Here is a 22,222-nt window from a genome sequence, read left to right as displayed (position 1 = left end):
TGTTGGCCATGAGGCCGCGCCCCGATGCCGGGCCAGCGAATAGTGATTGGATACAGGTTAGTCAGTGACAGCTGAATTTTTCTGTTTTCGAAATCCGAAAATGGAAAGCGAAAGCGCCAACGCTTGGCGGCGCACCATATCCTCAATGCCCGATTTCAATGAAAATCCCGGCTTGGAAACAACCGTTTTGCCTGTTCGCGAGGATGTCTGGCACGGGGCGAATGACGTGGGCGCGGGGTCTCGTCGGCCTGGGGATAGGTGACGCCGACGGCGTCGTCCATCGGGTGGCCAAGGTTTGAGAGGTGGTGAGAGAGGTCTTCGATATGCTCGGCAATCAGATGCACGACGATGCCTTCGCGTTCCAGCCGCCCGGTCACGCGCAACAGACGCCCCCCCATCACCACACGGCGAAATCGCTCGTAAACCTTTTTCCAGACCACTACGTTGGACACGCCGGTTTCATCCTCCAACGTCAGGAAAATCACGCCTGATGCCGTTCCGGGGCGTTGGCGGGTGATGACGAGGCCGCAAACGCTTGTGCGTTTGAGCGGGGCTGTGGGCAAAAGATCATGGGGCGTAAGGTCAGGGATTGCAGGGCGCAACAGCTCCATCGGATGAGCGCGCAAGGTCAGGCGCATGGCGATGTAATCCTCGACGACCTCTTCGCCCAGATGCATGGTTGGCAGGCTTACCTCCGGCTCTCGCACGCCCTCGCCGTCAAGCGGGTCGCTGAACAGGGGCAGCGGTTTGGGCGCACGGATTGCGCGCACTTTCCACAATGCATCGCGGCGCGTCAGACCTGTTCCGGCAAACGCATCCGCTTCGGCCAGACGTTCGAGCACTGCGGGAAGGATGCCGGCCCGCAGCCAGAGGCTTTCGGGGTCGGTATAACCATTGCCCCGCGCGGCCACGATCCATCCCGCGTCCTCCTCGCGAAAGCCCTTGATCTGGCGAAATCCCAGCCGAAGCGCCAGTTGCCCATCGGCGCGGCGCTCCAGAATATTGTCCCATGCACTGCTGTTCACGCAGATCGGGCGGATTTCGACGTTGTGATCGCGCGCATCGCGCACGATCTGCGCGGGCGCGTAGAACCCCATGGGCTGAGAATTCAGCAGCGCGCAGGCAAAGATCGCCGGGTGGTGGCATTTCAGCCATGACGAGACATAGGTCAGCATGGCAAACGCCGCCGCGTGGCTTTCTGGAAACCCATAATCGGCAAAGCCCTCGATCTGGGCAAAGCATTGCTGCGCGACCTCTCGGGTATAGCCGTTGCCCAGCATCCCGTCGATGAACCGCTCGCGATGCGCGCCGATCGTGCCCATGCGGCGGAAAGAGGCAAGCGAGCGGCGAAGCTGATCGGCCTCTTCGGCGGAATAGCCTGCACCGACCACGGCGATCTGCATGGCCTGTTCCTGAAACAAGGGCACGCCAAGCGTTTTGCGGGTGACGTCCGCCAATGCGGGGCCGAACGGTTCCGGCTCCTCCAGCCCCTGGCGGCGCCGGATATAGGGCTTGACCATGCCGCCTTGAATGGGACCGGGGCGGACGATGGCGACCTCGATCACCAGATCGTAAAAGGTCACAGGCTTCATCCGGGGCAGGAAATTCATCTGCGCCCGGCTTTCGACCTGAAACACCCCGACGGCATCGGCGCGCTGCAACATCCGGTAGGTCGCCTTGTCCTCCTGCGGCACGGTGCCAAGGGTCAGCGCCGTCTTTTCGTGCTGCTCCAGAAGCTCGAAACTCTTGCGCAGGCAGGTCAGCATGCCGAGGCTCAGGATATCGACCTTGAGGATGCCGAGGGCGTCGATATCGTCCTTGTCCCACTCGATTACCGTGCGCTCCTCCATCGCCGCATTCTCGATTGGGCACAACTCGTCCAGTCGCCCGCGCGTGATTACGAAACCACCGACATGTTGCGACAGGTGGCGCGGAAAACCGATGATCTCGCCGATCAGGCGCAGGGTCTGGGACAGGCGCCGGTCGTCCGGATCAAGGCCCAGCTGGCGCACTCTTTCGGGATCGGCCCCCTTGTTCGACTGGCCCCAGATCTGGCTTGAAAGGCTGGCGGTGACGTCCTGGGACAGGCCCATCACCTTGCCCACCTCGCGGATCGCGGCGCGGGTGCGGAAATGGATCACGGTGGCACACAGCCCGGCCCGGTGGCGGCCGTATTTCTCGTAAATCCACTGGATCACTTCCTCGCGTCGCTCATGTTCGAAATCCACGTCGATATCGGGCGGCTCGCCGCGATGGCGCGAGATGAAACGCTCGAACACCATGCCGATCATGTCGGGGCTGACATCGGTGATGCCCAGCAGATAGCACAGGATCGAATTGGCCGCCGAGCCCCGCCCCTGGCAGAGGATGCCGCGCGAGCGTGCCTCCTGCACGATGTCGTGGACGGTGAGGAAATAGGCGGCATAGCCCAGCTCGCCGACAAGGCCGAGCTCCTTTTCCATCAAGGCGTTTGCCCGCAGGGGCGCGCCGTTTGGATAGCGCCACCGCATCCCTTCATGCGCCAATCGCTCAAGCCGCGCCTGCGGGGATTCGCGCGAAGAAATCTCATCAGGGTATTCGTAGCTCAGCTCGCCAAGGGAGAAACTGCACCGCGCGGCGATCTCGACCGTGCGGCGCAATGCGGCGGGATGCGCGTGAAACACCCGGGCCATATCTTCGTGGCCCTTCAGACGCCGCTCGGCGTTCGGCAGGGCGCGCGTGCCGATCTCATCGATGGTGATGCCCTCACGCAGACAGGTCAGAACGTCCACCAGCTGGCGACGGTTGCTGCGATGCATCAGCACATCCCCCACCGCCACCATGGGCGCCGAGGTTTTCCGGGCAAGCCGCGCACAGGCGTTCAGATAGGCCTGATCCGAGCCGTCATAACGCGGTGCCGCGCCGGTAAACACGTAGCCGGGAAAGCGCCTTTGAAGTTTCTGGATATCGGGGGCGGCCGTTTGCAGGCCGTCTTGGGGAAGGGCGATCAGGATCATGCCCTGACACCCCTCCTCCAGATCGCGCAGATCAAGAAGGCATTCCGCCTTTCCGGCCCGCCGCTTGCCAAGGGTCAGAAGCCGCGAGAGCCGATGATAAGCCTCGCGATCCGTGGGCAGGGCGATCCATTCCACCGTGCAATCGCGCAGAACCAGACGGGTGCCGACGATGAGTTTTGGCAGGTGCAGATCGTCCGGAACGGCCAAATCCTGCGGCAGGCCGACCTCTTGGCGCGAACAGGAGTCGATCTGATGCGTCGAGCGGATGCGCAGCGCCTCTTTGACATCCTTTTTCAAGGCTTCCAGCGTGCTATAGGCCCGCATCACGCCTGCGAGGGAATTGCGGTCCGTAATCGCGACAGCCTCAAGACCCAGTTCGGCGGCGCGCAGCACCAGTTCTTCGGGATGCGATGCCCCGGTCAGAAAGGTGAAGTTCGACGTGACGCAAAGCTCGGCATAGCTCATGCAAATTCTCCCTGCACGAACCAGCCTGGGTTTTGCGGTGTGTAATACAGCCAAAGACGGCGGCCTTGCCGGGTTTCCACATGCCAGTAATCCCGCATGCCAGTGCGCCAGCCCTCGTCATCGAGCCACCATTCCGGCGCGATACGTTCAGGCCCCGTGGTGCGCGCCGTCGCAAGCGCCATGCGCCGCCAGCGAAAACGCTCGGGCGGGCGCGGCCCTGTGCCCGCAATCGGTTCGGGCGGGAAAAGGCGTAAGGGACGCGGTCGCCCGACGGACCAGCCGTTTTCAGCCGTGCTGTAGGCGGCAGGCGCGATGATAAAGCTGCGCTCGGGGATGTGGCTGTCGGCGGGAAGGAACCGCTGCACGTTCTCCAGCCCGATCCGTGTGCCGATGCGCGTGATCAGATCGTTCAGCCGGTCAGGGCCGGAAGATCTTGCCGAGGCCGCGCCAATCTGCTGCACCGGCAGCGGTTCGACCACCGCGGCCACCAGTCGCATCTGGTCGATGCCAAAGCCCGCATCCACCTCGCTCAGGCCGCGCTCGAACAGGGGCAGAATACGCCGGGGATCGCGCATCGCGGCGGCAAGACGCAGCTCGACCTGCTGGCTGCCCTGATCGACGCGCCGCAAGGTCAGGGTCAACGCGCGCGCGCCCGCCTCATGTGTCTTGAGCTTGTCGCATAGCGGGCCAAGCAGCCGGGAGGTGGCCGCCATCACATCCGCCATGAGACCGATGGGGTCGGGAAATGTCAGGCGCACGCCATAATGGGGCGGATCGGCCTCGGGGTTGACGGTTTCCGGGCTGTGCCCCAGCGCCTGATCGAGACGCAGCATCAATTTCGGCCCAAACCGACGTGCAAGCGGTGCGCGGGCGGTGGCGCAAAGATCGCCGATGGTTCTCAGGCCCAGCCGCTGCAAGGCGGTGCTCATGGTCTCATCAAGCCGCAGCGCCGCCACCGGCAGATGCGCGAGCGCCTTTTGCGGCTCTTGCGCCAAGGTGGCACCATTGCCGTAATGCGCCAGCGCCCATGCCGCGCCGCGTGTGTTTGCCAGACCCAGCCGCACCGTCAGCCCTGCGCGCCCTGCGCGCCTGCGCATGTCCTCCAGCATATTCGCCTCGCTGCCCCAAAGATGCGTGGAGCCGGTAACATCAAGCACCAGCCCGTCTGTTCCATCGCGCCCGACCCAGGGACAATAGCGCGTGGCCCAGCGGCGCAGCGCAGACAGGAAGCGCGCATCCAGATCGGGACGCGCGGGGCGGGTCACCAGATCGGGGCAAAAGGCGCGGGCATCCGCCACGCTCATCCCGCGATGAAGCCCCAGCTTTTCCGCCTGTGCGTTGAGGCAATAAACCTGTTCGGTATTGTTTTGCCTGAGCGTCAGAGCAAAAGGCGCATCAACCGGCCATATCCTGAGAGCCCGCTCGCTGGACAGGCGGGGAAACCACATGGAGACGACGATTTTCCCGGTCCCAGCGAACATCCCAAGCCCCAACCGTTCCTGATTTGTTCTTAATAATTTCCCACCGCATCAGAGTCGAGCCCTCCCTTTCAGCGTCAAACACCGGGGTGGCGCGCCACCGGGTTTCGGCGGCGTTGCTGCCCATGCCTTCAGGGATCAGGCATAACCCGACCGTGTTTCCCGCCTTTGCGGCAAGCTGCAAACGCCGTCCCTCGCGCAGATCGAGCGGGCGTGTGATCTCGATCACGACAAGCGACAGCGCGCCATCCTTGAGCGCCTCTTCGGCGACGGCGAGGCTGTCGGTCTGATTGGCCGTTTGCGCCGCCAGAAGCTTTTCGGGCCCGCAGATGGTGGCAAGGCCGACAGGATGCAGAATATCCCCGCGCCACGCCTCGCGCACCCACATGAAATCACCGGCCATCTGCGCGGCAACAATGGCTGCAAAGCCAAACGCGCTGGGGCCGAAGACCTCGTGGACACGTGCGTTTCGCAAGGGAAAGCTGTTAAAGGAATCAGGCGCCATGGCCGCAACATGACAGCAAGTCCCGAAGGCTTCAAACAATTGAGATGGGAATACCAGGTCAGAAATATCAGTGCATTGCGCGAATGGCTGCTTGTGATGATCGGTTCAATCGATGCTGCTACCTCGCCTTTCCCGATGTAACACCTATGCGCAAGACCGAAAAAGGCCCGCACCCCCCGAAAGGGATGCGGGCAAGTTTAGGGAGCACGTGTCAGATCAAAGATCCTCGCGACCGATGCCTTCGCCATCCGCCTCTTCGGGGGTCATACGGCGAAACTGGCCCTGACCGAGATAGGCCCAGCTGAGGCCTTCGCTGGTGGCGAGGTATTCGTCCGAGTAGCCCGACGTGATCTCGGCCTGCGGATATCCGGGCAGCACCAGCAGCTTCATCAGGATAAGGTAGAGCACGAAGCCCAGCGGGAACCCGATGACGAAGGCATATTGCGAGTACCATGCCGCCACCGCGCCCGCGATCAGCCAGGCCAGAAGCCCCGCGATGTTGACGCCGCCCGTATAGCGGAACTGGCCCGTGTGGCTGTAAAGGTCAGGCACGTTGAGGCGCCGTTTGCGCAGCACATAGTAATCGGCGACCATGATCCCACCGATCGCCGACAGGAACGCGCCGTAATACCCCAGGAAGACGAACAGGTTGTCCAGGATCGCCCAAGGGAAGCACAGCGTGCCGACGATGCCGGCCAATGCGACCGCCAGTTTGTAGTTGATGTACCGCGGCGCGAGGTTGATGAAGGTCAGCGCCGAGGGGATCAGGTTGGCCGAGTTGTTCGTGGACCACTGCGCCAGAACCACCAGTGCCAGCAGGATCACCAGCGAGAACCCCTGCCCTTCGCCCTGGATCACCTCGATCGGGTTCCAGTTGCCGGTTGCGATGAACGACACGCCACCGATGCCGGCAATCAGCGCCTGTGTCACCGGCAGCGCGATAAGCTGTGCAAGAAAGACGTTGCGGTTGCGGGCTGCAAAGCCGCGCGCACCGGCTTTCGTCTTAACGAAGCGCGTCAGGTTGGGGACGTCGATGGCCATCGTCGACCAGAAGCTGAGATTGGCGATGAACAGCACCATCAACGACATTTCGCCTGCGCCCTGGAAGTTCCACAGGTTGATGCCGTTTGTCTTCGCCACGCCTTCCAGAGTGAAATACATCCAGATCGAGATGGCGATGATCGCGGGCGCCGCGAGCGAGGCCAGCCTTTCAACCGATTTGATGCCCATTGCGGTGTTGGCCACCTGCAGGATGCCGAAAAGCACGTACCAGACGAACCAGTTGTCGAAGCCCAGAAAATACTCGCCGATCCCGTTGAGCGCCAGCGCGCCCAGATAGGTCTGGATCCCGAACCACATGGCCGCGATCAGCCCGCGCGAGATTGCCGGCAGATGCGTTCCGTGGATACCGAAAGGGGCGCGCAGGTAGACGGCAAAGGGCAGGCCGTGTTCCGTGCCGATGTCGGCGGTCAGCACCATCAGGGCCCCGATCGCGAGGTTGGCCAGAAAGATGATCAGGATCACCGTGGACAGCGGCACGCCGCCGCCGACGCCCGTGGCGCCCAGTGAATAGGTTGCGATGATGACGGCGATACCGACCCAGATCCAGGCATAGCCGATCAGGCCGATGGGGCGTTGTCCCAGCAATGTCGGAAGGATCGATTCCTCGATCAGGCCGGTGCGTTCAGCCTCCACATGGCGAGTTTGTTCTGTTGCTGCCATTTTTTATTTTTCCCTGTTGTTGAATGGGGCCGACCCGCCATGCGGGCCGGCCATGCGGTTCGCCTTAACTTGCCGTTGCCATCTCCTTGCGGCGCTTCTGTGTCGCCGCCAGATCGACCGTCTCGGCCTCAAGATCAAACACCAGGCCATAGACGTCGCGGGCGTGTTCGGGTGAGCAGAAGCCGTCCAGAACATCGTCCAGCACCTTGTTCGGCGCGCGCTCCAGCGGGCTGCCATATCCGCCGCCGCAGGGGCTGTAATAGGCCATCACGTCATCCTTGCGGACTTCCTTGCCGTGAAATTTCGAGTGCATCACCTCCGGCGCCTCATTGCTGCCGACATTGTAGATGTCGCATTTTCCCGCCGCCCCCTCGGTGCCGCCGAAAATGCCCCACGGCACGTTGGAGTGGCGTTCGCTTTCGTGGGTAATGATGCCGTCGGTCAGCATCCGCTGCGCCTTGACCACGCCGATGCCGCCCCGGTATTTGCCCGCGCCCGGCATCACGTCGTCGCGCAGCTCGTAGCGCTCGCAGACCATCGGGATATGCATCGCCAGATCTTCCAGCGGGTTGTTGCGGGTGTTGGCCATCAGGTTGTCGATGGCGTCTGGCCCGTCGGATTTCGGCCGCCCGCCATAGGCGCCCTCGTTGACCTCGAGGAACACCCAGTAGTCGCCGCTTTCGCGCACCCCGGCATAGGACGCGAAGGAGATCGACGCCGACGATCCGGCGATGATTTCTTCGGGCAGAACCGGCGCCATCGCCTTCATGATGAGGTCGATCATGTAGTTGCACTGGGTAAAGCGGGCCTCGGCCGCGGCGGGCGAGATCGGGTTGAAGATCGAGCCTTTGGGCGCGATCACCTCGATGGGGCGGAACGATCCCTGATTGGACGGCACCCGCGTGTCGGACGTCGCCGTATCCAGCAGCAGCTTGCGGAAGGCGGCGAAGGCCGCGACCTTGGTCGAGCCCTCGAAGGGTACGTTATAGGCCGTGGGCGTCTGCGGGGCGGACCCGGTCAGGTCGACCGTGATGGAATCGCCGCTGACCCGCACGCAGACCTTGACCGGCAGTTGCTGGCCCCGGTTGCGCCCGTCATCGTCCAGCCAGCCCTCGGCACGATATTCACCGTCGGGGATATCCGCGATGCGCTGGCGCAGCATCTTTTCGGAGTAGTCCATCAGCTGGTTGCAGGCGCCGAAGACCAGTTCCTTGCCGTACTGATCCAGCAACTCGTTGAACCGCTTGACCCCCAGCCGGGCCGAGGAGATCTGGGCCTCGATATCATCGACCAACTGGCGTGCCGCGCGGCTGTTGTTGCGGATGAAGCGCCACATCGTCTCGTTGCGCTTGCCCTTGCGGTAGAGCTTGGTGCCGGCAAACAGCATGCCCTCGGCGTAGACGTCCGGCACGTCGATGATCAGGCCGGGCGTGGCCGCGCCGATGTCGATGTGATGCGCGGTATTGGCCGAATAGCCGACCAGCTCGCCCTTGTGAAAGATCGGGATGACGATCGCCAGATCGGGCGTATGCGATGAGCCGTGATAAGGGTGGTTGTGGACGACGACGTCGCCCTCATACCACTCGCCATCGTCGAGGGTGTCCTGAATCCCGTGCAGGTATCCGGGGATCGACCCGATATGCATCGGCGTCGATTCCGACTCGCAGAGCGTGTTGAATTCGGTGTCGAAAAGCCCGGCGCCCAGATCCTCGGATTCGCGGATGATCGAGGAAAAGGACATGCGAAACAGCACATGGGCCATTTCCTCGGCGATGGTTTCGATGGATCCGCGGATCACCTGAAGCGTGATCGGGTCGATGGTTGCTACGTCTTTCGGCATGTTCGTTTCCTCCCTTAAATCTTGGTCAGCCGAAGGCTGCCGTAGTCCTGAACCACGGCGCTATAGCCGGGTGGTACAAGGGTTGTGGAATTGTGCTGAATAATGATGGCCGGGCCTTCCACCCGCGTGCCTGCACCCAGCTTGCCACGGTCCAGCCGCGGGGTGACATGACTTTGGCCATCGTCGAACACGGTCAGCCGCTCGTACATGAAGGCGTTTTCCACATCGTTTGATGCGCCCTTCGGCAGCTTGGCCAATTCCAGATGCCGGGCCTTGGCCGTGGCAATGACGCGGACGTTGTAAAGCTCGACCAGCGCATCATCGAAGGAATAGCCGTAATCCTGCTTGTGCGCCGCGTGGAAGGCGTTGATCACGTCCGCCTTGTTGTCCAAGGTCAGCCCGCCCTTGGGCATCGGCACGCGCAGCTCGAAGCCTTGCCCGTGATAACGCATTTCGGCGATCACCTCGAAATTCTGCAAATCTTCGGGGATTTCGTCAGCGTCCAGATCCAACCTGCCACAGTCGGTCAGCTCCGCCACCACGCCGTTTGCCTTGTCCAGCGCCGCCTGATCGGCGGTAAAGAGGTTGGTGATGACAGACCGCGTATGCTCGTATTGCAGATCGCTTCCCAGCAGACCCATCGCCGCCGTAATACCCGGCGCGATCGGCACCAGGATATCGCGCGCCGAGACCAGCTCGGCCAGAGCGACACCGTGGAACGGACCCGCGCCGCCAAATGGCATCAGCGAGAATTCCCGCGGATCATAGCCACGCGCGACCGAGTTGGACCGGATGGTCAACGCCATGTTATTGTTGACGATCTTGATGATGCCCAGCGCGGCATCGGTCACGCTGATCCCCAGGGGATCGGCGATATGCTCCTTGATTGCCTTGTGCGACAGCGCGGAATCCAGCGGCAGATCGCCGCCCAGGAACTTGTCGGCATCCATCCGGCCCAGAACCACCTGCGCATCGGTCACGGTAGGTTCGCAGCCGCCGCGCCCATAGCAGGACGGGCCCGGCTCGGACCCGGCCGAGCGCGGCCCGACGTTGAAGCCGCCCGCCTCATCGAGAAAGGCGATCGAGCCGCCCCCGGCCCCGATGGTTTCCAGATCGATCATCGGCGCCATTACCGCATGGCCCGACACCAGCGTGTCGCGCGGGTTCTTGATCCGCAGCTCGCCGCCCGCGATGGTCGAGATGTCGGCAGAGGTGCCGCCGATGTCGACGGTCAGGATGTTGGTGGTTCCGGCCAGACGCGCCTCGGACAGCGCGCCCAGAACGCCGCCGGCGGGGCCGCTCATCAGGATGCCGACGGGTTTCTTGGCGCAGCCGTCGATGGTCGAGATTCCGCCGTTCGACTGGATCACCCGCAGCTTTGCGGGAATGCCGCCGTCGCGCACCTTCTGTTCGAGGTTGCGCAGATACAGGGCCGATTGCGGGCCGACAAACGCGTTCATCGCGACGGTCGAAAAGCGTTCATATTCGCGGATCACGTTCGCCACCTGCGAGGACAGCGACAGATAGACGTCCGGCATCTCCTCCTGCACGATCTCGCCCGCGCGCTTTTCATGCTCGTCGTTGAGGAACGAGAACATGAAGCCCACGCAGACCGATTTGATGTCGCGCTTGCGGAAGAGCGCGCATGCCTCGCGAATCTCATCCTCGTTCAGCGGGGTCTCGACCTCGCCGGTGGGGGGCAGGATGCGCCCGGTGATCGGGATGCGGTTGCGGCGCTTGACCAGCGGATGGCTCTGCCACGGCACGTCGAAATGCAGCGAAAAGTTATGCGGCCGCTTGTGACGGCCGATATGCAGGATGTCGCGGAAGCCCCGCGATGTCAGCATGCCGACCTCGGCGCCGTTATGCTCGATGGTGATGTTGGTCGCCACGGTGGTGCCGTGGTTGATGACCTCGATATCCTCCTTGGCAATTCCGGCGATGTCGCAAATCTGGTGGATGCCATCGACCACCGCGATAGACTGGTCCGTGATCGTGCTGGGCACCTTGTGGAAAAAGGTGCCTTTCGAACATTCCAGCACGAGATCGGTGTTGGTTCCACCGACGTCAACGCCAATTCTTGCCATCTTGAATATCCCTGTCTTTGCTTTTGATGACTGCGGTGTCCACTAAGGTCGGCATGTTCCGCAGAGGAATGTAAAAAGGGCACCCACATGGAGTGCCCTTGGTATTGTTATTCCGCCGCGGCCTGTTTGCCTGCCACGTTGTTGAGGTAGTCGACGCAGGTGTCGACCGTCTCGACATCGCCGAACTTGGCGTCGATGTCGAAAAGGTTCCAGGCCACTGCGCCCGGCACCCGGTCGCCGATCGCCTCCTTAACCGCGATGGTGCGGAAGCCGTCCGCGATGCCGTCGCAAATGGTCTGGCGCACGCAGGCGCAGGCGGTCACGCCGGTCACGAGGATCGTATCCACGCCGTTGGCGCGCAGGATGCCGGCCAGTTCGGTGCCGTGAAACGAGCTGGCGCGCTTTTTCAGCAGCGTGTACTCGCCCTTGACCGGCGCGATGCGGCTGTCGATCGCCCACAGTTCTTCGTCCGCCAGATCGACGACGTCGACCGGGATCTTGTCATGCCACAGGCCCATGTCGGTAAAGGGCGCGTTGCGGTCGGTGATCTCATAGGCCGTGGTGACGTGGATCACCGGATGGCCATTGGCGCGGCAGGCCTCCAGCAGGCGCTGCATGCCGGGGATGATCTCGTTGTCCATCTTGTCCTGATCGCAGGTGAACGGGTTGCCCGGACGCGTCCAAGCATTGGCCAGATCGACGCTGACCAGCGCCGGTTTCTTGCCGAAACCGACACGACGCTGAAAACCGCGTTCCTTGTACAGCTTGGATGCCGCGTCGAAAGCCTGGCTCAGCATCCGGTCGAGTTCGGCGTTGTCTACTTCACTCATGTTCTCATGATCCTCTTGTCTGATCGCGTCGTTCGGCGCTGCGCCGCATGACAATATTGGCGATATCGTTTCGTGTGACTGTTGCTCACAAGGCTCAGCTTTCCACCCGCCCGGACGACAAACAATCGCCGTGTCAGCCATTATCATTGCGATTTTTGCATCAATGCCATTTAATGTTCTGAATGCCCGACTTAGCCTCACGAAAGGCTCTTCAGAGTGACCATCTCTCCGCAGACTCGCGACATCGAAGCGTTCAAGATGGTGGCAGTGGAGCTGAGTTTCCGCCGCGCGGCGGAACGGCTGGCCATTGATCAAAGCGCCCTGAGTCGCCGTATCAGGCAGCTTGAGGATATGCTGGGCTATCAGCTTGTCCGGCGCACCACGCGCGAAGTGTCGCTGACCTCCGCGGGCGAGGAATTTTACGAGCGCACCCGCCTCATCGCATCGCAGATCGAGGCCGCGGTTCAGGCCGGGCGCATCGCGGCGGAAGGCAAGAAAGGCATCCTGCGGGTCGGCTACATGTCGTTTTCGGCGATCGACCTGATGCCAAGGATCGTGCGCGAATATACCCGGCGCTATCCGGACGTCGAGCTGGATCTGAGATATATCCGCACGCAAGGCCAGAAGATCGAACTGTCGCGCAACAACATCGATCTGGGTTTCATGCTCGGCCCGTTCCGTCATCCGCAGATCGAAACGGCGCAGATGCTCGAGGAGCGGTATGTCGCGATCCTGCCGTTCGATCATCGCCTGTCGACGCGCAGCGCGGTGACATTGGCCGAGGTCGCCGACTGCCCTCTTGTCCTGGGCAACATGGAGCAGTGGGAGACGTTCCGCCTGATGATCGACGACTTGTTCCACCGCGCGGGGCATAGCGTTGATATCCGGTATGAGGCGTCCAATGCACTGGGTATTCTTGGGTTGGTCGGACACGGCCTGGGCCTGTCGATATACGCCGAGGGCATCATGCGGCTCCAGCCGCGAAACATCATGACCAAACCGATTTCAGATTGCGACACGCGCATTTCCACGATCCTCGCATGGAACCGCGCCTACAAGACGCCCGCATTGATAAATTTCGTCAATACAGCCAAGAGGATCGCCGCCGAAAGCACCGCGTGATCGTCGGTTGAACTGGAAACGCTGACGTTGGATCGGCGTCAGCCGCCGCGTAAACTCCCGCAGAAAGATGCCGAACCGGACGCCATGGAGGATGCGGGATTGTCGCGGGCGGGCTGATCAGCTTTCGGAAAACGGCGCTGACCTCACGAATGTTTCTTGGCGCGGCGCTGCTTTTTTTCCATCTATGGTGGCACGCCTCTCTATGTTCTGTCTGCGGTTGTGGTGCTTTTCGCGGTGTGGCCCTTGGCCGGAAGTCATGGCTCTTCGTCGCCTCCGAGCGCGGCGGTGACCGCGCCGCCTTCATGTATTCGCTGATCGTCAGCGCGAAGATGAGCGATGTCGATCCCCAGGCCTGGCTCGGCGACATCCTCGCCCGGCTGGCTGGCACGACAGCCTCCCGGGTGCCGGATCTACTGCCTTGGAATTGGTCCCCGACACGGCAAAGGATGGCCGCATGACCCTGATCGCCCGCCTCCGGATCATCCTGAACGACGTCGAGCCAATGCCGATGCGCCACATCGAGGTGCCGCTGAAGATCAGGCTCGACTGGCTGCATGAGGTCATCCAAGCGGCCATGGGCTGGACTGACACCCATCTCTACGAGTTCCGGGTGGGTGATGCCGGTTGGGGCATGCCCGACCCGGACGGGTTCTACGACGGCCCCATGGACGCGAAGAAGATGACCTTGAAAAAGCTGCTCGACCAGACCGCCACCAGGACGATCCAGTATGTCTACGACTTCGGTGATGACTGGGACCACAGCATCCGGATCGAGCGGGTGGGCGAAGCCACCCGGGGCGTGACCTATCCGCGGCTGCTGAAGGCCGCGGGGGCCTGTCCACCCGAAGACGTCGGCGGCGCCTGGGGCTACGAGGAGTTCCTCGAAGCCCTCGCCGATCCCGATCACGAGCAGCACGATGACATGGTCCACAGGTCGGGCGGGGACTTCGACGCCGAGGATGCCAAGGCCGACACCATCATCGAACGCTTCGAGCGGCTTGCGAAAAAATGGGCCCCGCAGCCTCGCAAGCCCAAGGCTACGATCTGAGAGACGCCAAGGTCCGCGGCCTACGCCGGATGGTTACTGCGTTTCGATTTGCAGTCAGGTTCCTCCGCAGTGAATTTCTTCTTCTCATTCGCCGTCAGTGCCGCGGTTGCGACCTCGCCGGAAGACCTGATTGACACATCACTTTTCAGGCGCGCGATCAGGGTAATTCGGTCTTCAGCGGATTTATGGACGTCAAGGGCGTAATCAATCTCATCTTCCAGTCTCGCAATCAGATTTGACAAGAATGCAGTGGGGCATGATATCCTTCCCGCCATGGGGGCCGTTCAAGGTGTGCGGTGAAGCATCGGGAATGCCGCCGACGAAACGTGAACGGAAGCGGACAATGATCAACATCGCGATGCCGCTTATCCTTGTCCTGTTTGCCGTCTTTTTCGCAGTCGCGATGCAGCGGATCGGCGGACGGACTGATGCGACATGGCCGCAACGCGCGCCGTTCCTCGGGGGCGGATTGCCGGAAACCCATGCATGGCAGCGGTTTCATGTGCGCTACTACCCGATGACGCTGCTGTTCATCGCCTTCGAGATGGAGATGATGTTCATGTATCCGTGGGCCGTGGTCTATGTGGAAACCGGCATTGTGGCGCTGGCCGAGATGGGCATGTTCCTCGGCATCCTGTCCATCGGCATCCTTTATGGCTGGCGCGAGGGGGTGTTCCGGTGGCAATGAACTGGCTTTCCGCCCTGGCGCGCGGCGCCGAGATCCCGGTTTTTGCGGTGGTTGGCGCACAGGGTCTGGCGCCGGTCGAAGGGCTGCGGCGCCGGCCCGGCCTGCGGCTGGTTGACAGCCCCCGCCACGCCCGCGTCCTGCTGGTCTCGGGGGCGGTGGATGCGGCGCACAAGACGGCGCTGGAGCGGCTGCACGCGCAGCTTCCGCCCCCGCGCGGCACCGTCTGGTGGCGGGCGCCGCGGCTGTTCCAGCGGGGCGAGGCCGTGGCGGGCGACGATCCCCTGTTCGCGATCCGGGCCGCGGCAGAGGCGGACGAGCCCGACCAGCGCCCCGACGTGCCGCCGCACCCTTGGCAGGGGATGGGTCCACACGGCCAAGGCGGGCGCGGCATGATGGGGGGCAATCCTTACGGTCGGCCGATGGCGATGACAGCCGAGGACATTCGCGACGGGCTGGCGCTCGACGCTTATAGCGCGCGGTTCGGCCCGTTCCTGCCGATGCTGCCGCCGGGTTTGACGCTGGATCTGACCCTGCAGGGCGACGTGATCGTTTCAGCCTGCGTTGTCTCGCCGCCCTTCGAGCAAGGGGTGCAGGGCGATGCGCCCGCTCTTTGCGCCGCGCGGATGCTGCGGCTGATGGGGATCGGGCCGCGCGCAGCGCGGACGCGCGGGGCGCTCATGGCACTGCCCAAGGGCTCGGGGATGCGGCGCCGACTGGCGGCATGGCTGCGGGGCGAGACGGTGGCCGAGACGCCCAAACCGCTGTCCGAGGCGCTGCCCGGGCTGGAATGGGCCGAGGCGGTGCTGTGGCTGGCCAGTTTCCCGCCCTCGCAGTTGCGCGCCGCCTGCATGGAAAGGCAAGCCGCATGATCGCCGCCGCCCTCACCTTGCTACTGGCATTGCCGCCGCTGGTCTGGGTGGCCGCCATGTTCGACCGCATCGGCACCGGGCGCGGCGCCCTCCTGATCGGCCCGCTGCAAAACGGCGCGGCGCTGCTGCTGCGCCCGAACACACCGACCGAAGCGCCCGACCGGCTGAACCGTCTGCTGGCGCCGGGCTGGTATCTGGCGCTGGCGCTGGTGGGCCTGTCGGTGGTGCCGCTGGCCGAGGGTGTCGTCGCCAGCGATATCTCCACCGGCCTCGTCCTCTGGGGCGCCTGCGAGGCGCTGACGGTAGTGGTCGTCTTCCTGCACGGCTGGTCGCCTAATTCCCCGCTGCCGCTGATCGGCGCCTATCGCTATGTCGCGATTGCGCTGCCGGCCATGCTCCTGTCGATGTTCGTGCTGATCGGGGCGGCGCTGCCGGCGCAATCGCTCTCGGTGGTCGAGGTGGTCGAGGCGCAGCGCGAGAGCTGGAACATCATCCGCCAGCCGCTCGGCCTGCCGCTCTTCATGGCGCTTGGGCTGGCGATCACCCTGCGCGGCCCGTTCGATTACGCGGGTGGCGCCGAACTCGCCGGCGGCACCAGCGCCGAGGAAAGCGGGCCTGCGCTGGCGCTCTGGCACTTCGCGCGGGCGGCGATGCTGGTTGCGTTCTCCGCCATGGCGGCGACGGCGTTCCTGGGCGGCCATCTGGGTCCGGTGCTGCCGGGACCGGTCTGGCTGCTGCTCAAGACTCTGGCCGTGATGGCGGCGACGGTGGCCGCCGGGCGCTTCTTCGCGCGGATGCCGCCCGCGCGGATGCTGACCTTCCTCTGGGTCGTGCTGCTGCCTTTGTCCTTCGCCAGTCTGGCGCTGGTGGGGGTGGAGGTGTTGCCATGACCGATGCGCTGTTCCTCACGCTCTCGGCTCTGGCGATCTGGTCGGGCTGGCGGGTCTTCCGCGTCGATTCGATGGTGCGCGCATCGTTCCAGCTGATGGTGTCCTTCATCGCCGTGGGGCTGATCGCGGTGCTTCTGGCCGCGCCCTATATTGGCATCGCCACGATCTTCATGATGGCGGTCGAGATGATGGTCATGGCGCTGTTCATGGTCATGTTCATGATGAACCCCGCCGGGCTGAACCCGATGGTCATGGTGCATCAGCACCGGTTTTCCGTCGCGGCCGGGATCGTCGCCTTTGCCGGGCTTTCGGCGGCGGTGCTGTTGTCGAATCTGCCGGCGCAACGGGTGCCGGAAGGGGCCGATGTGGTGCGCGATCTGGGCAGCGAATTGCTGGGGCCGTCGATGCTGATCTTCGAGACCGCGGGCGTGACGCTGCTGGCGACGATGATCGGCGCGGTGGTGCTCTCGGCGCATTCGGGACGCTATGGCGCATCCGATGCCGGATCACTGCCGCCCGGCCTGACGCCAGGCGGCGAACCGGCGGGGCGCAAGCCCGAGGATAGCGGCGGCCATCACCATCACCACGGAGGGCATTGAAATGACGCTGGTTTCGGTCCTGATCGTCGCTGCCGCGCTGATCGGCATCGGGCTTTACGGCGCGCTGTCGCAGCAAAGCTTCGTGATGCTGATGATGGGGCTGGAGTTGATGCTGAACGGCGCGATTCTGGCCGTGATCGGCTTCTGGTCGTTCTCGCTTGGCGGCGCGCCCGAGGGGCAGCTTCTGGCGATCATCGTCATGGCGGTGATGGCGGTCGAGATGGCGGTGGGCTTCGCGCTTGTCGTCGCGGTCTATCGCAAGCGGCAGGCGGACATGACCGAAAGCCTGAAAACGATGAGGCACTGATGCTCTGGGCGCTCCCCCTCTTTCCCGCGCTGGCCGGGCTGGCGCTCTGGGCGTCGGGCGATGGATCGCGCCTGCGCCTCGGGGCGATGGCGGGCGGCGCGGCGGCGGGGACGCTCGCCCTGGCACTGCTGGCGGCGGTGCAGGACTGGACGGGCGGATTCATGTGGGGCGCCGGGCTGGAGTTGCACCTGGCGCTGACGCCGCTTTCCGCTGCCGTCGCGATCACCGTTCCCGCCGTGGCGCTGGCGGTTCTGGTCTTCGCCGCCGCGCATGAGGATGCGCGCGGGCTGGCGCGGCTGCTGGGGCTGATGTTGATATTCATCGGCGCGATGGAAATGGCGGTCGTGGCGGATGACCTGCTGACCCTTCTGATCGGTTGGGAGGTCATGGGCTTTTGTTCCTGGGCGCTGATCGGGCATCACTGGCGCGACCGCGCGAACATGGCCTCGGGGCGCTATGCCTTCGTGACGACACGGCTCGGCGATCTCGGCCTGTTCCTCGCGCTGATGGCGACATGGAGCGGCGCGGGGGCGCTCGATTACGCCGCGCTCGGCCGACTGGAGGGTGCGCCGCTGGCGCTGGCGGCGTTCGGGATTTTGATCGCCGCCGGGGCGAAGGCGGGGCAAGGGCCGTTCGCGCCGTGGCTGTTCCGCGCGATGGACGGCCCGTCCTCGGTTTCGGCGCTGCTGCATGCGGCGACGATGGTGGCGGCGGGGGCGTATCTGCTGGCGCGGCTGCATCCGTGGTTCGCCGACGTGCCTTACTGGAGCTTTGCAGTGATCGCGCTCGGCCTGTTCACCGCGCTGGCGGGTGGCGCCGTCGGGGTGATGCAGGGCCATGCGAAAAAGCTGCTGGCAGGGTCGACTTCGGCGCAGCTGGGGCTGATGTTCATCGCGGTCGGCGCGGGCTATGCCGGTGTCGCGGTGGCGCATCTGGTGACGCATGCCGCGTTCAAGGCGCCGCTGTTCCTGTCAGCCGGGATCGCCGGGACGGCCGCCGGAACCTATCGCCTGCGCGAAATGGGATATATGCGCGCCCTGCCCTGGACAGCCGGGCTGACCGCGCTGGCGGCGCTGGCGCTGGCCGCCGTGCCGCCGATGGGCGCGGCCTGGAGCAAGGACCAGATCGCCGCCGCTGCCATGCACGAAAGCCTCTGGCTGGGCCTTGTGGTGATGGTCGCGGGCGCGCTTTCGGCGGCCTATGCCGTGCGGTTCTGGTTTCTGGCCTACGGGCCGGGCGGCGCGAAGCCTCAGGCAAAACCGCACTGGCCCGAGATTGCCGCGCTCGGAGCGCTGGCGCTGGCCTGCGCCGCCATCGGCCTGCTGTGGCTTGTCCCGGTGCAGGCGGTAATGTCCATGCGCCTGCCCGAGGGCAAGCCGCTAGAAATCGCCGCGTCGCTGGCGCTGGTCGCCATCGGCCTGCTGGCCGGCCTGACGCTGGCGCGGCGCGACACCGCGTCCGAGCCGCAAGCCGCCGACTGGCTGGGCCTGCCTGCGCTGATCGGGCGCGGCATCGTGCGGCCATTCGAGCGCCTCGCGGCCCTTGCCGCACATCTGGACGATGCCGTGCTCGACGCGATCCCGCGCGGCGCGGCGACGGGCGCGCAGCACATCGCGCGCGGCGGGCGGCATGCCTGGGGCGCGATGCAGGCCGATCGGGGTCTCATCAATGCCGCCGTATGGCAGGTGGCGGCGATGACCCGCGCCCTCGCAAGGCTGAGCGACAAGCCCGGCGAAATCCTCGCCGACGGCCTGCCCGAAGGCGCCGCGCGCATCACCGGGCGAACCGGCGCCGACGCGCGGCGGCTGCAAACCGGGCTGTCGCATCATTATTACGCCATCTTCGGGATCGGGGCGGCGCTGGCCATCCTGTTCCTGATCTTCGGAAAGGTCTGACATGCTGACATTCGCCATCCTGTTGCCCTTTGCCGCCGCCACGCTGCTGGCCTTTGCGCCCTTATCGGGGGGCCTGTCGCGCGCCATCGCTGTCGTCACGGCAACGCTGGCGCTGCTGGCGCTGGTCGTGGTCTGGGCGGGCTTTACCCCCGGCGGCGGGTTCCAGGCAGAGATGGAAATCCCGTGGATCCCGGCACTCGGCGTCGCCTGGCGGGTCGGCGTCGATGGCATATCGCTGCCGCTGGCACTGATGAGCGGGCTCTTGTTCGTCACGTCCATCGCCTGGCCGATGGAGCGCGAAGTGAATGCGCGGCAGTATTATGCGTGGTTCCTGTTCCTCGAAGGCGCGTCGCTGGGCCTGTTCCTGACGCTCGATCTGCTGCTCTTCTACGTGTTCTTCGATCTCAGCCTGGTGGGCATGTATTTCCTGATCGGCCGCTGGGGGCATGGGGAGGCGCAGCGCGCGGCGCTCAAGTTCTTTCTCTACACGCTGGCGGGCTCGCTGCTGATCCTGCTGGCGATCATCGCGCTGGTGCTGATTACCGATCCGCTGACCTTTGATATGCGTGCGTTGATCGCCATGCAGCCGGTAGCGGGAATGGACCTGCGCGCCGGGCTGATCCTGCTGGGCTTCGTCATCGGTTTCGCGATCAAGACGCCGCTTTTCCCGGTGCATACCTGGCTGCCGCCCGCGCATGTGGACGCGCCGGGGCCGGCCTCGGCGATCCTTGCCGGGGTGCTGCTCAAGATGGGCACCTATGGCCTTGTGCGCATCGCCATGCAGATGATGCGCGAGACCTTTGCCACCTATGCGCTGGCCATCGGCATCCTCGCGCTCATCTCGATCCTCTGGGGCAGCATTGTCGCCTTCGCGCAGGAGAACCTGAAGCGGCGCATCGCCTATACCTCCGTGAACCACATGGGCTATGCGGTGCTGGGCATCGCCGTCGCGGGTTCCGCCGTCACCGGGCACGAGGCCGCGCGCAATCTGGCGCTGACCGGCGCGATGGTCGAGATGGTGGCGCATGGGCTGATCACCGGGGCGTTGTTCCTGATCGCGGGCGCATTCTGGGCGCGCACGCAGGAATACGAGTTGGGCCATTACGGCGGGTTGGCGGGCAACGCGCCGCGCATGATGGCGGCGATGGGGCTGGCGAGTTTCGCCTCGCTGGGCCTGCCGGGGCTGGCGGGGTTCGTCGCCGAGGTGCAGATCTTCATCGGGGCCTTTGCAATCTGGCCATGGCTGGCCGCGCTGGCCCTGCTGGGCCTGATCGTCACGGCGGCGCTGTTCCTGGGCATGCTGCAACGGATCTTCTTCGGCGACCGGCCGCCCGTGCTGGACGGATTCGCCGACCTGTCGCGCACGGAAATCGGCATCCTCGCCGCGCTGCTGGCGCTGGTCGTGCTGATCGGGGTCTGGCCTGCTTGGCTGCTGGACATGATCGGCGCCGGTGCCACGCTGGCCTTCGGGGGCGGCTGAGATGCCCGTCGCCGATCTTGGCCCCGAGATCGCGCTGATCGCGGGCGCCATCGCCGCATTGCTGCTGGCGATGGTGCTGCCGCAACGACGGCTGGGCTGGTGCCTTGCCCCTGCCCTTGCCGCGCTGGCGGTGGCCGCGCTCTGGGCTTTCGCGCAGGCGGACGCCGCACGGCTGACCTTCTCGGGCACCTGGGCGCTGGACGGGGTGACGTTCTGGGCGCGGGGGATGATCGTGGCGGCGACGGCGCTGTGCCTGATCCTCGCGCCGCGCTGGTTCGAGGCCGACCGGCGGCATGGCGAGTTCTATACGATGACGCTGTTCTCCGCCCTCGGAGCCATCGCCATGGCGGGGGCGGCGGATCTGTTGCAACTGGTCATGGCGGTGCTGCTGTCCTCGGTCACCGGCTATGTGCTGGCGGCCTGGCACCGCGACTGGGCGCTGTCGGTCGAGGCGGGGATGAAATATTTCCTGATCGGCGCGCTGGCCAATGCGCTGCTGGTGATCGGGGTGATCCTGGTGATGGGGATGGCCGGCACCAGCGATTACGCCGCGCTGGAGGGCGCGGAGGTCTCGTCGCCGCTGGCGCTGACGGGCCTTGCCCTGATCGTCAGCGGCCTTGCCTTCAAGCTGGGGGCTGTACCGGGCCATGCCTGGGTGCCTGATGTGGCCGAAGGTGCGCCGGTGCCGGCTGCTGCCTTCCTGACCGTGGTGCCCAAGATCGGCGCGGCGCTGGCGCTTTACCGGCTGGTGCATCTCTTCCCCGACGCCGAGATGCTGCGCCCGCTGATCGCGGCGCTGTCGGTTCTGACAATGACCTTGGGCAACCTCGCCGCGCTCTGGCAGGAAGACGCGCGCCGGCTGATCGGCTGGTCGTCGGTGTCGCAATCAGGCTATGCGCTGATGGCGGTGGCCGTGGCCGATCTTGCCCCGCACGCGCTGCCCGCGCTGATCTGGTTCCTGGCGGCCTATGCACTGGCCAACTTGACGGCCTTTGCCGTCATCGCCCATCTGCGCGGGCGCACGGCGCTGGAGGATTACAAAGGGCTGGCGCGCACGCAGCCCGCGATGGCGGCGACGCTGATCCTGGCCTTCCTGTCGCTGGTCGGCATCCCGCCTCTGATCGGATTCGTGGGCAAGCTCGGGTTGTTCATGGTCACCATCGACGGCGGTTATGCGTGGCTGGCAATTGCGGCGATGCTGAACACCGTTGTGTCGCTGTTCTATTATGTGCGGGTCATCGCGCCGATGTATTTTGCCGCACCGCAGGGCGATGCGCCCGCCACGCTGGGCGTGCCGAGCGGTGCGGTTGCGGTGGTTGCGGCAGCCGGTCTGGTGGCTTTGGGTTTGTTGAGCGGCCCGTTCCTCGCCGAAGCTTTCGGAGAGGTCGCCCTGCCCTGAAC

General features: G+C 64.5%; 17 protein-coding genes and 1 pseudogene. 11 read left to right on the top strand and 7 right to left on the bottom strand.

The annotated features are described in order from the left end of the window. Positions 1-155: 155 nt before the first annotated feature. The 7 genes from DC366_RS16630 to DC366_RS16600 all read right to left on the bottom strand — a co-directional run bounded on the left by DC366_RS16630 (position 156) and on the right by DC366_RS16600 (position 11,923). Entirely contained in the window at positions 156-3,461 is a 3,306-nt protein-coding gene (locus DC366_RS16630; protein ID WP_108693345.1) for an error-prone DNA polymerase, read from the bottom strand. Beyond that, positions 3,458-4,942: a Y-family DNA polymerase gene (locus DC366_RS16625; protein ID WP_108693344.1), complete on the bottom strand. Its 1,485-nt coding sequence runs from the start codon at positions 4,940-4,942 to the stop codon at positions 3,458-3,460. Before DC366_RS16625 ends, DC366_RS16630 begins: the two co-directional genes overlap by 4 nt. Continuing rightward, on the bottom strand, positions 4,857-5,444 hold the full coding sequence (locus tag DC366_RS16620; protein WP_108693343.1) for an ImuA family protein: 588 nt from the start codon (positions 5,442-5,444) through the stop codon (positions 4,857-4,859). The genes DC366_RS16625 and DC366_RS16620 overlap by 86 nt, the downstream gene beginning before the upstream one ends. Positions 5,445-5,660: 216 nt before the next feature. After that, the gene (locus tag DC366_RS16615; protein ID WP_108693342.1) at positions 5,661-7,166 is read right to left on the bottom strand and encodes an NCS1 family transporter; all 1,506 of its coding nucleotides are present in this window, start codon (positions 7,164-7,166) and stop codon (positions 5,661-5,663) included. A gap of 64 nt (positions 7,167-7,230) precedes the next feature. Next, positions 7,231-9,006, bottom strand: a complete 1,776-nt coding sequence (locus tag DC366_RS16610; RefSeq protein WP_108693341.1) for a hydantoinase B/oxoprolinase family protein — start codon at positions 9,004-9,006, stop codon at positions 7,231-7,233. A 14-nt stretch (positions 9,007-9,020) separates the two neighbouring features. Continuing rightward, a complete protein-coding gene (locus tag DC366_RS16605) occupies positions 9,021-11,093 on the bottom strand; it encodes a hydantoinase/oxoprolinase family protein (RefSeq protein WP_108693340.1) in 2,073 nt (690 codons plus the stop codon). Positions 11,094-11,200: 107 nt separating this feature from the next. Further along, a complete protein-coding gene (locus DC366_RS16600) occupies positions 11,201-11,923 on the bottom strand; it encodes an isochorismatase family protein (protein ID WP_108693339.1) in 723 nt (240 codons plus the stop codon). Positions 11,924-12,139: 216 nt separating this feature from the next. Between DC366_RS16600 and DC366_RS16595 the strand changes: the two genes are divergently transcribed. From DC366_RS16595 to DC366_RS16545, 11 genes and pseudogenes are all read left to right on the top strand, one after another. Then, positions 12,140-13,045 carry a LysR family transcriptional regulator gene (locus tag DC366_RS16595; protein WP_108693338.1) on the top strand — a complete coding sequence of 302 codons (906 nt, stop codon included), beginning with the start codon at positions 12,140-12,142 and terminating at the stop codon, positions 13,043-13,045. A 224-nt stretch (positions 13,046-13,269) separates the two neighbouring features. Then, positions 13,270-13,503, top strand: a pseudogene (locus DC366_RS16590) (transposase domain-containing protein); the annotation flags it as partial. Then, a complete protein-coding gene (locus DC366_RS16585; RefSeq protein ID WP_108693337.1) occupies positions 13,500-14,093 on the top strand; it encodes a plasmid pRiA4b ORF-3 family protein in 594 nt (197 codons plus the stop codon). The pseudogene DC366_RS16590 and the gene DC366_RS16585, both read left to right, overlap by 4 nt. Before the next feature lie 343 nt (positions 14,094-14,436). Further along, complete coding sequence (locus DC366_RS16580) at positions 14,437-14,781, top strand: NADH-quinone oxidoreductase subunit A (protein ID WP_108693336.1); 345 nt, start codon at positions 14,437-14,439, stop codon at positions 14,779-14,781. Then, positions 14,778-15,650 (top strand): hypothetical protein, encoded by an 873-nt coding sequence (locus DC366_RS16575; protein WP_108693335.1) that lies wholly within the window; start codon positions 14,778-14,780, stop codon positions 15,648-15,650. Before DC366_RS16580 ends, DC366_RS16575 begins: the two co-directional genes overlap by 4 nt. Continuing rightward, positions 15,647-16,540, top strand: a complete 894-nt coding sequence (locus DC366_RS16570) for a complex I subunit 1 family protein (protein ID WP_108693334.1) — start codon at positions 15,647-15,649, stop codon at positions 16,538-16,540. The genes DC366_RS16575 and DC366_RS16570 overlap by 4 nt, the downstream gene beginning before the upstream one ends. Next, complete coding sequence (locus DC366_RS16565) at positions 16,537-17,139, top strand: NADH-quinone oxidoreductase subunit J family protein (RefSeq protein WP_108693333.1); 603 nt, start codon at positions 16,537-16,539, stop codon at positions 17,137-17,139. The genes DC366_RS16570 and DC366_RS16565 overlap by 4 nt, the downstream gene beginning before the upstream one ends. A 1-nt stretch (position 17,140) precedes the next feature. Beyond that, a complete protein-coding gene (nuoK, locus tag DC366_RS16560) occupies positions 17,141-17,446 on the top strand; it encodes an NADH-quinone oxidoreductase subunit NuoK (RefSeq protein WP_108693332.1) in 306 nt (101 codons plus the stop codon). Next, complete coding sequence (locus tag DC366_RS16555) at positions 17,446-19,341, top strand: NADH-quinone oxidoreductase subunit 5 family protein (protein ID WP_108693331.1); 1,896 nt, start codon at positions 17,446-17,448, stop codon at positions 19,339-19,341. Before nuoK ends, DC366_RS16555 begins: the two co-directional genes overlap by 1 nt. A gap of 1 nt (position 19,342) precedes the next feature. Beyond that, the gene (locus DC366_RS16550) at positions 19,343-20,821 is read left to right on the top strand and encodes a complex I subunit 4 family protein (protein ID WP_108693330.1); all 1,479 of its coding nucleotides are present in this window, start codon (positions 19,343-19,345) and stop codon (positions 20,819-20,821) included. A gap of 1 nt (position 20,822) precedes the next feature. Next, entirely contained in the window at positions 20,823-22,220 is a 1,398-nt protein-coding gene (locus DC366_RS16545; protein WP_108693329.1) for an NADH-quinone oxidoreductase subunit N, read from the top strand. Positions 22,221-22,222: the final 2 nt, after the last annotated feature.

Origin of the sequence: Pelagivirga sediminicola, assembly GCF_003072125.1 — a bacterium.
Classification (GTDB): domain Bacteria; phylum Pseudomonadota; class Alphaproteobacteria; order Rhodobacterales; family Rhodobacteraceae; genus Roseovarius; species Roseovarius sediminicola.
This window is presented reverse-complemented; position numbering and strand designations above follow the sequence as displayed.